Genomic DNA, 14,195 nt, shown 5'->3' on the forward strand with positions numbered 1-14,195 from the left:
GCATAGCGCTGCCCACGACAGCCGTCACGACCCCGTGTAACCCACACCTCTAAGGATCTCTAGAGACCCCCGGCGCAACCCGGTGCGATGCGTCGGGGGCCGGCCGGGAGGTCGGCGTAGTCCGCGAGGTTGGCGAGCAGTTCGCGGGCTCCGATGGTGTTCAGGACGACGCCCTGGACGCGGGGGTCGAAGCCGTCGAGGTCGAGGATGTCGCGAGCAGCGGCCGGGTCGCGGAGCCGGTCGCGGACGTCCTCGGTGCGGTCGGCGGCGGACGGGCTGGGGGAGCCGTCCGGGCCGGTGGACAGGTACAGGTAGCCGAACGAGATCAGGCGGATCGGGGTCGGGGGCAAGGTGGCTTCCTGCTGTGAAGGGCTAGGAACGTTCTCTCCACCCGCACCCGCGGCTGGGTATGCGGGTCCGCGGCCACCGTGCGGGCAGCGGCCGCGGTGCCATGGCCGCGCGGGGCGGTCAAGGGTCCAGGTCCTCCATGCCGGGGATGTCGATGTCCCCGAGCACGTCGTCGAGGGCACGGATGACCATGGCCCGGTCTTCGGGCCGCGTGGTGTCGAGCACGGCCCGGGTGAGGTCGACCAGGTCGAGGCCCTCGAACAGGTCGATGAGATCGGCGATCGTCTCTGTGTCCAGGCTGTCCGTGTCGCCGGCCGCCAGGGACAGCAGCGCCGCCCACAGGACTTCGAGCGTGGTGACGTCCAGCCAGATCGGCTCATCCGGTGTGCGGGGCAGGCAGAGGTAGCCGGTGATGCGCAGCTGGTCGCTGGGGGCCAGCTCGTGCAGCACGACAGCCGCGAGTACGGGGGTGGTGGCCGTGCAAACAACGACCATTTCGTCCACCACTTCGTCGGTGGGGGGGAGACGACAAGGCGAAAGCGGGCAGTGGCCTCACACCGATCGCCGCGCACGGCCTCCTCGTACAGGAAGCCGTCCAGAGTGACCGCTATGCCGCTGTGGTTCATGGTCATCCCGCCTTCCTGGCCGGTGCACTGGCAGCGGCCAGGAGCCGGTGCATGTTGCGCCGCTGGTCGTCCGGCGTGAGCTTCCGCGGCCGCCGTGGCAGGGGTCCGTTGACGTCGCGGTCCAGGCGGACGTGCGGGCTTCGCGGACGGTGAGCGGGGCGTAGCGGGCGGCCTGGCGCTGCTCGCGGCGCCGGTCTTCGCGGTCGGCGACGACGGTCACCCAGTCGGTGCCGAGCCGGTCGGCCAGGCGCTGGCGCAGGTGGGTGCGTTCGCGGGCGGTGGTGCCTGCCCACACACCGAGGCGTGCCTGAGTGGGGTGGGCCAGTGCCCATTTGAGGCAGCCTGCCGCGGATCGGGCAGCCGGAGCACAGCTGCTTGGCCTGCTCGATGTCGGTCTGTGCTGCCGGTGTGCCGTCCGGCGCATCCGGGCCCGGAAGTCCTCGTCGCCGACCAGTTCGGCGATTTCCACGCAGGCGGCGACCTGCTCGCCGGTCGGATCATCGGGGAGGTCGGGAGTGGCAGCGCGAACCATGGCCACCGCGCCCGGGTCGGCATCCACTGTGCCGACGGTGCCATCCATGAAACCGTCGATCAAATGTCGGCGTTCCTCGCCGGACAACTGCGCGAGCCTGTGCATGAGCTTGGTCTCCTCGGGACTGGACCCGCGTCTGGCCACGACTCGCAGAACGCTCCGACGCAATTGCAGCACCCGGATCTGGACGTCCATGGCGTCGGCGTACGCCGCGATTCCTTCCAGGTCTTGGTGCGCTGGAAGGTGACACCGCGGCGGGCGAGCAGACTACGTAACGCCTCCCGGCCGATACGGATCACGCGGCCATGGACCTTGCGCCGTGCACGATTGCGTTGTACCGCTCGCCCCGCAGCCGGGCCGCCACGGACCGGTCGGCGAACGCCTCCAGGAGTTCGGCCGCGGCCCGCAGCGTCCACTGGTCGTACTCGCGCACCACGCGGCTGGTGGACTTCTGCGAGTCGATGTACTCCTGATTCGCATGGGCAATGGCCAGCTCCAACGGCATGCCCGCCACGGCGTTCCCGGTGTTCCTGACGATGTGCGGGACGCTGTTCTGGACGTCGTTGAGCCCCTGATTGGTCAGGCTTTCCAGCAGCTTGATCGCCTGCTCACAAGTGGTACCGGGCTTCAACAGCATGCACGTGCTCCTCACGGTACGGACCGTCCGCAACATCCGAACGGAGCTGAGCTTAGGCTCCGTTCGATGGAGACGCTCTGGACCACCGCGATGGCCGTCGTGTGGGGGGCCGGCACGGGCCTGCTCATACCGCGCGCCGCGTACCGGCTCTCTGTAGCGCCCGATGAGCCGTGGCGGTCGGCGTGTCCTGCTGGACATCCCTTTGCCGGGATCGCTGGTGGTTGGTTGGGGCGGTCCCGTTGCACCGACGGCGCTTCATACGGTCCCAGCGCTTCCCTTGTTGCCGCCGCCTTAGCCGTGGCCTGCGCTGTTCTGGCGGCCACCACCGGGGCGCGCCCCGTGCTGCTCGTCTGGCTGCTGCTCGCCCCGGTCGGCGTGCTGCTCGCCATCGTCGACTCTGCGGTGCGCCGGCTGCCGGACGTGCTCACCCTGCCGCTCGCCGCGGGCGCGCTCGTCCTGCTCGGCGTTGCCGCACTGCTGCCCGAGGCGGGCGGCAGCTGGACGTCCGCGCTGCTCGGCTCCCTGATCCTGGGAGCCTGCTCTTTTGTGCTCTTCCTCATCAGCAAGGGCTTCGGGTTCGGCGATGTGAAGCTCGCCCTCGCCCTGGGCGCTGTCCTGGGCTGGTACGGCTGGGCGATCGTCGTGGTCGGGACGTTCGCCGGGTACCTGCTGGGCGCTCTGTACGGCATCGTCCTCATCGTCACGGGCCGGGGCAGTCGGAAAGCCAGGATCCCGTTCGGCCCGTTTCTTCTCGCCGGGGCGTTCGCCGGTGTGCTCCTGGGCTCCTGCACCCGTTGATCCCCATGAGACGAGGCGGGCGGGACCCGCCAGGGCCTCGCCCGGAGATGTCAGGGGCGGCGGGCGAGCAGTACGTCGAAGCGCGCGTGCTCGATCAGGACGCCCGCGTCGGCGTGTTCGGTCAGCAGGGCGAGAGCGCGCTCCTGGAACTCCTCCAGTTGGTTGCCGAACAGGGGACGGGCGGCGAAGGACGTCGAGTACAGGTAGCCGATGACGGTCTGCGGGGTCCAGGGCCGTTTGATGGGGATGGTGTGTTCCTCGACGTCGGCGAAGGCGGACTCGATCAGGATGTCCCGGTAGGGGCGGTCATGGGCCGCGTAGGTCTTGTCCTTGCCCGCCCGGCGTTCGCTGCCGGTGTATTCCTGGATCATGGACCGCAGGGCGTCCGTCCATGCCGAGCGGGCGGTCCAGAGGCTGCCGTCCCCCATGACGGCGATAGTGGCGTCCTTGACCGTGCAGCCCTCCAGCAGCGACAGCACGGCCGGCTGGTCCATCCAGTGGAAAGCGCGGCAGATGGTGACCATGTCGGCTGCCCAGTCGGCGTAGGGCGGGATGAAGTCCTCGGCCTGCCTGTTGTGCAGGCGAACCGTTGTGGCGGGCAGTCCTGCCAGCGCCTTGTCGGCTTCCCCGAGCATGCCGGGGTCTCGTTCGACGACGTCGATCTCGGCGAAGGCGGTGTGTAGGGCGGCGGGCACTTGCCCCGTTCCCGATCCGAGGTCGAGGAGGATCGGGTTCTGTTTGCCGGCGACGGCCTGGCTGAGCAGGTGGACGGAAGCCTCGGGGATGCCGGGCCGGTAGGCGGCGTAGTAGGGGGCGGTGCCAGCAAATTCGCTCATGGTGTTGTCCTTGTGAGGGTGGAGGCGAGGTGTTCAGCGCATGTTCCGGTTTGGGCCCCTGGCGCAGCACACGGAGTTCTTCTGTAGATGTTGGGGGCGCTACGCTGCGATGGGCCATGCAGCCAGGACAACGTCCAGGCCCATCGCGTCCCACTCCAGGTCGGCGCGCGCTCGCCGGCGAGTGACACGCGGCAGCCTCAGCGAATGAAGGACAGGTCAAGGTGAGCAGGGAAGAGCCCGCGGACAAGCGCAGGGTCGACGTCGTCGTGCTCACCATGAATGACCGGGATCGGGAATTTCGCACGGCGATGAGCTCAATCCTTGCCCAGCAGGGCGTGGACCTACGCATGGTGATCGTCGGGAACGGCGTGGAGCCGGACTACGTACCCGATGGTGTGCAAAGTGTCTCGCTTCCGACGAACACGGGTATCCCGGAGGGGCGCAATGTCGGGGCCATGGCGCTCGCCGCCGACGATGCCGAGTTTGTCCTGTTTTTCGACAATGATGCGGTCCTTCCTGATCCTCACACCCTCACCCGGCTGATCGCCGAGTTCGACCGGCACCCAGACGCCGCTTACGTGCAGCCCCGGATCGCCGACCCCGCCACCGGCGAGACGCTGGGCCGGTGGGTTCCCCGGCTGCGGTCCAGCGACGCCCGGCGTTCAGGGGTCGTCACCGTCATGGCCGAAGGGATCGTGCTCGTACGCCGGACGGATTTCGACGCCGTGGGCGGGTGGCCCGGGCATTTCTTCCTCTTCCACGAGGGAGTGGACCTCTCGTGGAGGCTGTGGGATCTCGGTTGGGTCGGCTGGTACGCCGGTGACATCGAGGTGCACCATCCGGCGACGAACCCGGCGCGGCACGGGCCGTTCTACCGGATGGTCGCCCGTAATCGGGTGTGGGTGGCGCGGCGGCGGCTGCCTGCTGTGCTGATCCCGGTGTATCTGGCCACCTGGGTCGTGATCAGCCTGTGGCGTTTCCGTTCCTCCGGGAACCTGGGCGTCTGGTTCAGGGGTTTCGCGGAGGGCCTGCGCGGGGGGCAGGGGGAGCGCCGTCCGATGTCGTGGCGAACGGTGTGGCGTCTGACGCGGGCCGGCCGCCCACCGATCGTCTGACGTTCCTGGGCAGGGAGCTACGTCAGCTGACGGCGGTGACTCTTTCGCTCAGGTCCCGCACGGCCGGCAGGGTCTGGTGCGAGGCCATGGTGCCGACGAGATCCTGGAGCGGCCCGACGGTCCGATGCGAGCTGATCTGGTCGGTGAGGTCCATGGCTCGGTGCGCCGTGACGTGGAGCTGGGCACGGACCAGGCCAGTGGGGGCCGCGGCCGCGCCGCGCTCGGCGTACGTGTACGCGGCGCTCCGGTTGCCGGTGTGGCGGGCCACCAGGCTCTGCGCCCCGTATGCCCACGCCGCCAGCGCCGTGTCACCGCACCGGTTGGCGTAGGAGACGGCGGTGCTCAGGTGGGTGCGTGCGCCGGCCGGGTCGTCGAGGTGGAAGGCCAGGTTGCCCAGCAGCTTGGAGAGCCGGCCGAGCTGGCGGTGCAGTTCGGTGCCGTCCGTGCTGGCGGGGAGCACTCCGGCGAGCAGGGTGCGGGGCGCACGGACTTTTCTGAACAGGACCGGGACGGGGTGCTTGCTGTAGTTGAGGTGGTAGTGGTCGGCGGCGAGTTCGGCCACCAGGGGACTGGCTTCGGGTTCCGCCAGGTGCGCGAGCTGGAGGGATTCTCTGACCGAGGGGAGCCCCGCATCGGTGGTCATCGGATCCGTCCCTCGCTGCTATGCGGCAGCGAGCTGGAGGAGTTCCGGAACGCCCTGGGCGTCCTGGTAGTGCTGGAAGCGGGGGAGAAGGTCGTTGACGAGCTGCACGCAGCGGGGTGCTCCGATGCGACGTGCCAGGAGCAGGGATTCGGTGGCGGTGGCCGCGGCGGGCTCGGGTTCCTTCAGATCGAGATAGCTCGCGGCACGGTAGGCGAGAAACACACCGCGGGTCTTGTCCCGGGCCGGGGGCAGCAGGCCTTCGCCTTCGGTAATCAGCCGGTGAGCGCGGCCGATGTCGCCGAGGTCCAGGAGGGCCTGGCCGGAGTCCACGGCGAGATCGGCTTCGGATACCCAGGCGCACCAGGCGGGCCGGTCGGCGCCGGCGGCGCCCAGGTGTTTCTCCGCCGCGGCAAGAGCACGCAGCACGGCGCGCCGTTCGCTCAGGTCGCCCTGTGCAGCGAGGGTGCGGGCGAGGCGTAACTGGAGCAGGCAGCGGGCGGCGGGGTTCTGGGCGCGGGTCAGGGCGTAGTTGAGGATGTTTGCCGCGGTGGTGTGGTCGCTGCGCCATGCGGCCTGGTAGGCGAGGTCGCCCAGGAGGCCGGCGCCCATGTCGTGGTCCCTGGCTGCGTGGGCGTTGTGCAGACCGGCGATCCAGTTCTGGCTGGCGTGGGTGTGGCGGCCCAGGTCGAAGCGGTGCCAGGCGACAGTCTGGGACAGGGAGGCGGCCAGGGTGTGCAGACGCAGCCCGAGGGCGGGTGCGTAGCGGCCGTGTTCGAGTAGTTGGGTCACCGTGGACAGGTGGGCATCCAACAGCGTGGCGGTGTGCTGTCGCTGCTCGGTGGCGTGACTGGCGAGTTGCTGGGTGGTGTTCTCCAGGAAGGCGACGAAGTCCTCGCCGATTGGTTTGCCGTCGCGGGCCTGGGCGAGCGCGCTCGTAGGGCCGGCGGCCCAGTCCGCGGCCAGCGCGGACAAGGTGGCGCCGGAGATCGTGAAGAAGGTGCGGCGGTCCATCGCTGTTCGCAAGGCCTCTCTCAGGGCGGGCACGGAACTGTGGGGTCCGAGCGGGACCACGCCGTCGGCGGTGAGCGGCAGCCAGTTCGGCCAGTCGTCGGCGCGGACGATGTCCGCGGGCCAGCCGAGCGCTTCGGCGATGTAGATCTGGGATTCTTCGTTGGGCTTGATGCCACGTTGCCATTTACGCACTCGCGCCTCGTCCGTGCCTGAGCGCAGACCGCGCCGGGCGGCCGCGGCACGAATTCCGGAGACGAGTTCCTCCATCGTCATGCCGAGCGCGAGGCGCGCCAGGGCCAGCGGGTGACGGGTGGTCTCTTCCACGCCTCCATCCAATCACTCAGCGCACATGGGCAGTGACTACTTCGTGGAGACGGGACCTCCGCGGGACCCCCTCCAACTAGTCGACTAAGTCGAACAGTTGAGCCCATTCTCGTCTTCTCACGCCGCGTCACGCGGCAGCGGGACCTCACTGGAGCGTGAGGGGAGAGGAGCACCGATGGCACAGACGGATACGCCGCTGGTTTCCGTGGTCGTCAGCGCCCGCGGAAACACTGCGAACGTACGGAGCCTGCTAAATGCGCTGGCAGCGCAGACGCTGCCCGGCGGACAGATGGAAGCAGTCGTCGTCGACAACGACCTGCCCGGTCCCGTCCGGCCGGTCGCGGAAGCGGTACGCGACGGTGACTGGCCGTTTCCCGTGCGGGTGCTGTACGAGCCGACGCCCGGGCTGAGCGCGGGCCGCAACCGCGGGATCTGCGCGGCCCGCGGCCGGTACATCGCCATCACCGACCCCGACATCACCCCCGAACCCGGCTGGCTGCGTGCCCTTGTTGACGCGATCGAAGAGGAGAACGTCTTCGCCGTCGGCGGCCGCACCACCGTGCAGTACCCGGGCGATCAGTCCGTGGCCCTGACGAAGGCGCTGCGCGAGTGCCACGGCGCGGTGGACTGGCCCGAAGGCCGGGAACTGGCCCTGTGGCCGTACTGGGTCACCGGCTGCAATCTGCTCTTCCACCGTCAGACCGCGCTGGACATCGGACTGTTCAGAACCGACCTCGGACGCCGGGGACGGTGGTTGGGCGACTGCGAGGACCTCGAGTTCATCGACCGGGCCCGCCAGGCCGGCCACCAGACCCTGATCGAGCCGACCGCGGTCGTCTCCCACCCGGTCTACCGCCCGGAGACGACCCTCAGGTACTTCGTCCGCCAGGGCGCCGGGCACGGCGTGTGCGTCGCCCGGATGCACCTGAGCGTGACGGTGGAGCCCGCCGCGATTCAGGCCGGCCGCCAAGCGGTGCACGCCGCGGTCATCAACCTGGCCGCCGGGTGGACCTTCCTGGACCGCTCCCGCGCCGTCGAGGCTGCCCGCGACCTGGCCCGGATCGGCGCCTACCACCTCGAACGCGGCCGCCTGCGCTTCCTGGGCCGCCGCCCCATCGCCCTCGCCCAGCACACCACGAAGAAGGAGACCCCCGCATGGACGTGATCACCACGACGGGCCTGTCCGCCGCCTCCGCTCTGACCGGCGTCGAGGTCGTCGAACGTAAGGGAGCCGGTCACCCCGACACCCTCGCCGACGGCGTCGCAGAGGCGATCTCCCGCGCCTACAGCCGCTACTGCCTCGAGGAGTTCGGGGCGATCCTGCACCACAACACCGACAAGACCAGCTTGCTTGGCGGGGCCGCCAACGTGCGCTTCGGCCACGGCGAGCTCACCGCGCCCATCCAGGTCCTGGTCAACGGACGCATCACCGCCGCTCTCGGTGACCACACCATCCCGGTCGCCGACATCGTCACCACCGCGGCGCGCGACTACTTCGCGAGCGCGCTGCCACTGCTCGACACCTCGCGGTGGGTGGAGGTGCGGCCGCGGCTGACCCAGGCCTCCAGCCCCGGCGCCGTCAGCGCCCCGGACTCCGCCGAGCGCGAGGCGTCCCGCCAGCGTTGGTTCGCCCCGCGCAGCCTGGACGACCTCGCCGAACGCCACCGCATGTTCAGCAACGACAGCAGCGCCGGCGTTGCCTACTGGCCCCTGGGCATCGGCGAACAGCTCGCCGTTGGCATCGAAGCGCACCTGACGGGCGAGGCGTTTCACACCGAGCACCCCTACTACGGCACGGACATCAAGGTCATGGTCGTCCGCCACGGCGCGCGTGTGCAGCTGACCGCGTGTGTGCCGCAGATCGCCGCCGAGACCCCGGACCTCGAGACCTACATCGCCCGCCGGGCCCGCGCCCGCGACCTGATTGCCAAACTCGCCCAGACGATCGCGCCCGAGCATCACGTGACGGTTTCCGTGAACACCCGCGACGTCGACACCCGGCCCGAGCTGTACCTGACCGCGACCGGCTCCTCCATCGAGTCCGGCGACGAGGGCGTAGTCGGACGCGGCAACCGGGCCAACGGCCTGATCAGCATGTTCCGGCCCTGGTCCGCGGAAGGGGTGTCCGGCAAGAACCCGGTCTACCACGTCGGCAAGCTGTACAACCTGGCAGCCGCAGAAGCCGCGCGCCGGCTGCACGAGGAGACCGGACTGGACTGCGCGGTCGCGCTGGTCTCCCAGTCCGGCCGGGACCTGACCGACCCCTGGCAGGCGATCGTGCAGACCTCCGGCCCCAACGCCATCCTCGCCTCCCGAGTGCGCCGGGTGCTCGCCGACGTCATGGAGGACCTGGGCACCCTGCGCGAGCAGCTGCTCGACGGAAAACTGGCCACGGCATGAGCGCAGCCCTCAGCAACGACTTCGCGCCCTGCCTCAACCCGGCCACTCTCTCCGGCCTCCCGCTGCGAGAGTTCCTCGCCGTCGCCGTGGGGGCCGGATTCCCCACGGTCGAAGTCTCCATCCAGCAGACCCAGGCCCATGGCATCGGCCCGTTACGCGACCTGCTCCAGGAGCTCGGGCTCACGGTCGCGGCCGCGAGCGGCATCCTGCCGGCCGGGCCCGTGCTGCCCGCGCCGCTGCTGGTCGACCCGGACACCTACCGCACCTGCCTCCACGGGCTGGACGGCCGGCTGCAGGCGATGGCCGCGCTGGGCTGCACCGTCGCCACGACCGTGCTCAACCCCCGCTCCCCACTCGACACCATCCAGGCCCGGGCCGTCGCCCGGGAGCGGATCGCCGAACTCGCCGACGCGGCCGCCGGGCACGGGGTCCGGCTCGCCGTCGAGGCCGTCAGCGTCCAAGGAGGCCTGCCCGCCGACCTGGACGGCCCGCACCCGGTCGCAGGCACCTTGCCTCAGCTGGCTGAGTTGCTGCACGACACGTGCGCGGAGGGCGTCGGCGTGCTGGTCGACTCCTTCCACTGGGCAGCCGCCGGCGCCGACCCGGCCCACATCACCGGCCTCGGCCCGGCCGCCATCACACACGTGCAGATCGCCGATGCCCCCGCCGACCGTGCCATCGGCAAACTCACCGACGCGCAACGGCTGTTACCCGGAGACGGCGCCCTGAATTGGACGGTGTTCGCCGACGCCCTCACCCAGGCCGGCTACGCCGGACCGGTGTCGGTGGAGCTGTTCAACCCCGACCTGCGGGCGCTGCCCGCAGGGGAGATCGCCCGCCTGTCCCACCACGCGGCCACCCGCTGCTGGACCCTCGCGGAGGCATCCCGATGACCCCCACCACCACCGTCCGTCCCTGGCGGCTCGCGGTCGCCGGATGCGGCGCCGCCGCCTTCGGACTCCACCTCCCGCTACTCAAGGCCTCCGCCGCGTTCGACGTGATCTCCGTCGCCGACCGCGACCCCCAACGGGCCCGCACCGCACAGCAGCACTTCGCTATTCCCCGCACCGCAACCCGGGTGGGCGACCTCCTGGCCGACGCCGACGTGCTGGTCGTCCTCACCGGCGTGCACGAGGACCTCATCGAGGAGGCCCTCGACGCCGGCGTCCACGTCGTCACCGAGAAACCCGTCTGCCTGGACGTCATCCGCACCCGCAAGCTCGCCGCCCGGGCCCGGGATACCAGGCTGCTGCTGGAAGTCGGCGCGATGCGCGCCCACGACCCGGCGCTGCACACGGCCCTCGCCCACGTGCCCGAGCCTGCCGGCGGATGGCTGGTGAAGGCCGACGGCGTCGACGAAGCCGCGCGCCGCCGCCTGCTCCCGCGCGGGTTCACGCCGTACACCTTCGCCGACGATCCGCCGCAGCCCGTCCCCGACCACCTCGATGAGCACCAGGTAACCGCCCTGCAGATTCTGCTGTGGCAGGGCTACCACCTGCTGACCGCACTCGTGCTTGCCGTCCCCGGCATCACCGCCACCACGTGCACCCTCGATCCGGCCGGGCAATCCGTCCACGCGCTCCTGCACGGACCCGCGGGGGAGCCGTTCACCCTGGTCATCGGTGCGACACCGGCCGGGGTCTTCCGCGAGCAGATCCACCTCGCCGACCAGGCGGCGGCCGCCACCATCGACTTCGCCCGCCCCTACGAGCCGGCCGCCACCACCCAGCTCACCACCGACGACGGCACCACCAGCGGCTTCGGTGACCCGTTCGCCGCCATGTGGGCGGCCGTCGACGCCCGCCTGTGCGGGCAGCACCCCGCCGACCTGCCGACCAGCGCCGACCTCGCGCTACGCGTCGAGGACCTCGCCCTCGCCCTGGCAGGCCTCGCCCGCCCCCACGCCCGCACACGGAAGGACGCCTGATCGTGGCCCACGACGCTCCCGTACTGGTTCTGGACGGCCCGCCCGGAGCGGGCAAGACATCCCTGCTCGCCCGCATGGTGTGCGCCCTCGGCGACGACGCGATGTGGATCACCGAGCCCAACGCCCGCCTCGCCACCGGACTTGCCGCGCCTGTGCACCCCAGCCCGGCCGGACACACCCTGTGGTTCCTGCGGCACGAACTCGACAAGGCCCGCGCCGAACGCCGCCTGGTCACCGACGAGGCAACCCGCCTGCTCATCGCCGACCGCAACCACCTCGGCGCCCTGGCCTACTGCTACGCCACCCACGCCGAGGACTCCCTGCCCTACACGGTCGCGCGTGACTTCTACGCCCGCCGCATCGCTCCCGAACTCCCCGAGACGGTCCTCACCGCGATCCTCCTGGTCAGCCCCGACCAGAGCCTGACCCGCCGCGGGAAGGTCGCCGAACTGCCGCGCTGGAAGCAGTGGTTCGACGAAGGCCTGCTGGAGCGGCTGCACACCTTCTACACCGAGATCGCCCCCACGCTGTGCCCGACCCCACCCGCGATCATCAACACCGACGGCGCCACGCCGGAAGCGGTCCTCGCCCAGGTCGTCGGCGTACTCACGGACGCAGGACTCGAGCAGACCGCGCAGCGCCTCACCTCCCAAACCGCCCCCGCCCCGCGGCCGCCGCTGGACGAGCAGTTCGCCCACGCCTACACCCAGCTCGGCGAACTGGAAGCCCTCGGCCACCCCTTCACCCCGGCGATCGACCACCGCGGCGGCACCGTCCAGCTCTGCCAGCTCGGCGCCCTGCACCGTGACCCGGCCGGACACACCCGGCTGTGGAACCCGCTCGCCGCCTCCGACAGGAGGGCCGCCTGATGAGCCGCGCCACCCCCTGCGTCGTCGGCATCAACCTCGGTCACGACGGCGGCACCGCCCTGATCACCGACACCGTGATGGTCGCGATCGGCGAGGAACGCCTCAACCGCACCCGATACAGCCCCGGCTTCGAGGCCTCGCTCCTGTACTGCCTGCGCGCGGCCGGTCTGACGCTCGCCGACGTCGACCTGGTCGCCGTCAGCGGCATCGGCCGCACCCCACCCACCCGGACCGAGACCGGCCTCGCGCACCTCGGCATCGACCGCGAGCGGATCCTCCCGGTCGACCACCACCTCAGCCACGCCTACACCGCCTACTGCCTCAGCCCGTACGAGACGGCGACCGTGCTGGTCGTCGACGGCGGCGGCAACAACAACGACACCGAGACCTACTACGCCGCCACCCCCGACGGGATCGAGCGTTTGGGCGGCAATCCGCCCACCAGACCCCGGGCGGCCGGGATGGGCGCGACATACGAGGCCTTCACCAACCACTTCGGCTGGCACGAGCAGGAAGCCGGCAAGACCATGGCGCTCGCCTCGTACGGCGACCCGGGCCTCTACCGCGCCCCACTGTTCGACGTCGTCGACACCCAGGTCCACGGACGGCTCACCCACACCCACGCTCCCGGAGTCGCCGACCTCGCGAGGCGGACCGGCTTCGACTTCGGTCCGTACGGCAGCCTCGGCCAAGGCGACCTCGCCGCCAACGCCGCCGCCTACCTGCAGGACCAGACCGAGCGCGCCCTATGCGCACTCGCCACGCAGACGATCGCCGCGACCGGCCTGCCCGACTTGTGCTTCGCCGGTGGGGTCGCCCTCAACTGCGTCGCCGCCGACAAGATCCGCCGCCTGCCTGGGGTCGGAGGGTATTTCGCCCCGCCCGCCGCATCCGACCGCGGCCAGGCCCTCGGCTGCGCGCTCTACGCCTGGCACCGCCTCACCGGCGACCTCCCCAAACGTCCCCTGAACAGCGACTACTTCGGCCGCGACTACACCAGCGAGGAGATCGAACAAGCCCTGCACCGCGACCCCCGCTCCGGTCTCGTCGAACGCCGCCGTACGCCCTTCACGTGGCGGCGCGAGAGCGACATCGCCCGTACGGCCGCCCAGATGATCGCTGAAGGGAAGATCATCGGCTGGTTCCAGGGCGGCAGCGAGCTCGGGCCCCGCGCGCTGGGCGCGCGCAGCATCCTCGCCGATCCCCGCCCCCGCGACAGCTCCGACGCCCTCAACGAGAGGATCAAGCACCGGGAGCCGTTTAGGCCATTCGCGCCGGCCGTCCTCGCCGACCACGCGAGCACATGGTTCGACCTGGACGTGCCCAGCCCGTTCATGCTGCTCGCCCCGCCTGTCCGCCCCGACCACGCCGACAAGATCGCCGGAGTCGTGCACATCGACGGCACCGCGCGCGTGCAGACCGTCGATCCTGCCGTCGCACCCGCGTACGGGGCGCTGATCGAGCACTTCTACCAGCTCACCGGAGTGCCCGTCGTCCTGAACACCAGCTACAACGACCGCGAGCCCATCGTCGAGACTCCCGCCCACGCGCTCGCCACATTCCAGGCCTGCGACCTGGACGCGGCGTGCATTGGCGAATACCTGGTCGAGCGGTCCTGAGCCCCCTTTGAGGGCTGCCACACTGGAGGGCATGACGACCTCCACTCCGCCGCTGAGGGAAGCCGCCCGCGCCATCGTCCTCGACGCTGACGACCGCGTCCTGCTGCTGCGCTACGACGAGAACGGCGGCTTCTGGGCCACGCCCGGCGGCTCCCTGGAAGACGGAGAGGACCACGCCACGGCAACGCTCCGTGAGCTGCGCGAAGAACTCGGTGTCGACGACAAGGCGGTCGAACTGGGGGCACAGCTCGCGGAGCGCAGCAAGGATCACCTGGTCGGCGGACGCGAGGTCCGGCAGGTGGAGAAGTATTTCCTTACCCGCATCTCTGCGGCCGACGTCGACCCGGCTGGCGCCACACAGCCCGACAACATCCGCGAGCACCGCTGGTGGTTCCTCGCCGAGCTGCGCGCTACGGCCGAGACGGTCTACCCGCTCGGTCTCGCCGACCTGGTCACCGGCGTCCTCGAAAACGGTGCACCCCTGCGCCCCGTCGTCCTGAGCGGATGAGC

At 70.5% G+C, this 14,195-nt stretch carries 16 protein-coding genes and 1 pseudogene; 9 read left to right on the forward strand and 8 right to left on the reverse strand.

From position 1 onward, the window contains the following. Positions 1-59: 59 nt before the first annotated feature. The 5 genes and pseudogenes from OG736_RS45340 to OG736_RS47450 form a co-directional block, all read right to left on the reverse strand. Entirely contained in the window at positions 60-350 is a 291-nt protein-coding gene (locus OG736_RS45340; RefSeq protein ID WP_327188033.1) for a RapZ C-terminal domain-containing protein, read from the reverse strand. Between the two features lie 118 nt (positions 351-468). Next, complete coding sequence (locus tag OG736_RS45345; RefSeq protein ID WP_327188034.1) at positions 469-843, reverse strand: hypothetical protein; 375 nt, start codon at positions 841-843, stop codon at positions 469-471. A gap of 57 nt (positions 844-900) precedes the next feature. Continuing rightward, the gene (locus OG736_RS47440) at positions 901-1,701 is read right to left on the reverse strand and encodes a hypothetical protein (RefSeq protein ID WP_442817235.1); all 801 of its coding nucleotides are present in this window, start codon (positions 1,699-1,701) and stop codon (positions 901-903) included. A 17-nt stretch (positions 1,702-1,718) separates the two neighbouring features. After that, positions 1,719-1,829 (reverse strand): annotated as a pseudogene (locus tag OG736_RS47445) (transposase); the annotation flags it as partial. Further along, positions 1,802-2,143: a hypothetical protein gene (locus OG736_RS47450; protein ID WP_442817223.1), complete on the reverse strand. Its 342-nt coding sequence runs from the start codon at positions 2,141-2,143 to the stop codon at positions 1,802-1,804. The pseudogene OG736_RS47445 and the gene OG736_RS47450, both read right to left, overlap by 28 nt. 66 nt (positions 2,144-2,209) lie before the next feature. Here OG736_RS47450 and OG736_RS45360 point away from each other — a divergent pair, with 66 nt between their 5' ends. After that, positions 2,210-2,941: a prepilin peptidase gene (locus OG736_RS45360; RefSeq protein WP_327188035.1), complete on the forward strand. Its 732-nt coding sequence runs from the start codon at positions 2,210-2,212 to the stop codon at positions 2,939-2,941. A gap of 50 nt (positions 2,942-2,991) precedes the next feature. Here OG736_RS45360 and OG736_RS45365 read toward each other — a convergent pair whose 3' ends face one another. Continuing rightward, complete coding sequence (locus OG736_RS45365) at positions 2,992-3,777, reverse strand: class I SAM-dependent methyltransferase (RefSeq protein ID WP_327188036.1); 786 nt, start codon at positions 3,775-3,777, stop codon at positions 2,992-2,994. 221 nt (positions 3,778-3,998) lie between these two features. Between OG736_RS45365 and OG736_RS45370 the strand changes: the two genes are divergently transcribed. Then, positions 3,999-4,892: a glycosyltransferase family 2 protein gene (locus tag OG736_RS45370; RefSeq protein WP_327188037.1), complete on the forward strand. Its 894-nt coding sequence runs from the start codon at positions 3,999-4,001 to the stop codon at positions 4,890-4,892. 22 nt (positions 4,893-4,914) lie between these two features. Here OG736_RS45370 and OG736_RS45375 read toward each other — a convergent pair whose 3' ends face one another. Further along, positions 4,915-5,535 (reverse strand): hypothetical protein, encoded by a 621-nt coding sequence (locus tag OG736_RS45375; RefSeq protein ID WP_327188038.1) that lies wholly within the window; start codon positions 5,533-5,535, stop codon positions 4,915-4,917. An 18-nt stretch (positions 5,536-5,553) separates the two neighbouring features. Then, the gene (locus OG736_RS45380) at positions 5,554-6,870 is read right to left on the reverse strand and encodes an NsdA family TPR-like regulatory protein (protein WP_327188039.1); all 1,317 of its coding nucleotides are present in this window, start codon (positions 6,868-6,870) and stop codon (positions 5,554-5,556) included. Between the two features lie 175 nt (positions 6,871-7,045). Between OG736_RS45380 and OG736_RS45385 the strand changes: the two genes are divergently transcribed. From OG736_RS45385 to OG736_RS45415, 7 genes are read left to right on the forward strand one after another with little or no spacing between them, the layout of a single operon-like run. Beyond that, entirely contained in the window at positions 7,046-8,035 is a 990-nt protein-coding gene (locus OG736_RS45385; RefSeq protein ID WP_327188040.1) for a glycosyltransferase family 2 protein, read from the forward strand. Next, positions 8,026-9,270, forward strand: a complete 1,245-nt coding sequence (locus OG736_RS45390) for a methionine adenosyltransferase (protein ID WP_327188041.1) — start codon at positions 8,026-8,028, stop codon at positions 9,268-9,270. Before OG736_RS45385 ends, OG736_RS45390 begins: the two co-directional genes overlap by 10 nt. Next, positions 9,267-10,163 carry a sugar phosphate isomerase/epimerase family protein gene (locus OG736_RS45395; RefSeq protein WP_327188042.1) on the forward strand — a complete coding sequence of 299 codons (897 nt, stop codon included), beginning with the start codon at positions 9,267-9,269 and terminating at the stop codon, positions 10,161-10,163. The genes OG736_RS45390 and OG736_RS45395 overlap by 4 nt, the downstream gene beginning before the upstream one ends. Further along, the gene (locus tag OG736_RS45400) at positions 10,160-11,197 is read left to right on the forward strand and encodes a Gfo/Idh/MocA family protein (protein ID WP_327188043.1); all 1,038 of its coding nucleotides are present in this window, start codon (positions 10,160-10,162) and stop codon (positions 11,195-11,197) included. Before OG736_RS45395 ends, OG736_RS45400 begins: the two co-directional genes overlap by 4 nt. 2 nt (positions 11,198-11,199) lie before the next feature. After that, positions 11,200-12,066 (forward strand): AAA family ATPase, encoded by an 867-nt coding sequence (locus OG736_RS45405; protein WP_327188044.1) that lies wholly within the window; start codon positions 11,200-11,202, stop codon positions 12,064-12,066. Beyond that, entirely contained in the window at positions 12,066-13,685 is a 1,620-nt protein-coding gene (locus OG736_RS45410) for a carbamoyltransferase family protein (RefSeq protein WP_327188045.1), read from the forward strand. Before OG736_RS45405 ends, OG736_RS45410 begins: the two co-directional genes overlap by 1 nt. A gap of 31 nt (positions 13,686-13,716) precedes the next feature. Further along, positions 13,717-14,193, forward strand: a complete 477-nt coding sequence (locus OG736_RS45415) for an NUDIX hydrolase (RefSeq protein WP_327188046.1) — start codon at positions 13,717-13,719, stop codon at positions 14,191-14,193. The last annotated feature ends 2 nt before the right edge of the window (positions 14,194-14,195 follow it).

The sequence above is a fragment of the Streptomyces sp. NBC_01334 genome, assembly GCF_035983595.1.
Lineage (GTDB): Bacteria > Actinomycetota > Actinomycetes > Streptomycetales > Streptomycetaceae > Streptomyces > Streptomyces coriariae.

Excerpts from the sequence above, each read along its gene's own strand:
- OG736_RS45345 (WP_327188034.1), bottom strand. The coding sequence starts at position 843 with ATGGTCGTTGTTTGCACGGCCACCACCCCCGTACTCGCGGCTGTCGTG.
- OG736_RS47440 (WP_442817235.1), bottom strand. The coding sequence starts at position 1,701 with ATGGACGTCCAGATCCGGGTGCTGCAATTGCGTCGGAGCGTTCTGCGA.
- OG736_RS47450 (WP_442817223.1), bottom strand. The coding sequence starts at position 2,143 with ATGCTGTTGAAGCCCGGTACCACTTGTGAGCAGGCGATCAAGCTGCTG.
- OG736_RS45360 (WP_327188035.1), top strand. The coding sequence starts at position 2,210 with ATGGAGACGCTCTGGACCACCGCGATGGCCGTCGTGTGGGGGGCCGGC.
- OG736_RS45365 (WP_327188036.1), bottom strand. The coding sequence starts at position 3,777 with ATGAGCGAATTTGCTGGCACCGCCCCCTACTACGCCGCCTACCGGCCC.
- OG736_RS45375 (WP_327188038.1), bottom strand. The coding sequence starts at position 5,535 with ATGACCACCGATGCGGGGCTCCCCTCGGTCAGAGAATCCCTCCAGCTC.
- OG736_RS45385 (WP_327188040.1), top strand. The coding sequence starts at position 7,046 with ATGGCACAGACGGATACGCCGCTGGTTTCCGTGGTCGTCAGCGCCCGC.
- OG736_RS45390 (WP_327188041.1), top strand. The coding sequence starts at position 8,026 with ATGGACGTGATCACCACGACGGGCCTGTCCGCCGCCTCCGCTCTGACC.
- OG736_RS45395 (WP_327188042.1), top strand. The coding sequence starts at position 9,267 with ATGAGCGCAGCCCTCAGCAACGACTTCGCGCCCTGCCTCAACCCGGCC.
- OG736_RS45400 (WP_327188043.1), top strand. The coding sequence starts at position 10,160 with ATGACCCCCACCACCACCGTCCGTCCCTGGCGGCTCGCGGTCGCCGGA.
- OG736_RS45410 (WP_327188045.1), top strand. The coding sequence starts at position 12,066 with ATGAGCCGCGCCACCCCCTGCGTCGTCGGCATCAACCTCGGTCACGAC.
- OG736_RS45415 (WP_327188046.1), top strand. The coding sequence starts at position 13,717 with ATGACGACCTCCACTCCGCCGCTGAGGGAAGCCGCCCGCGCCATCGTC.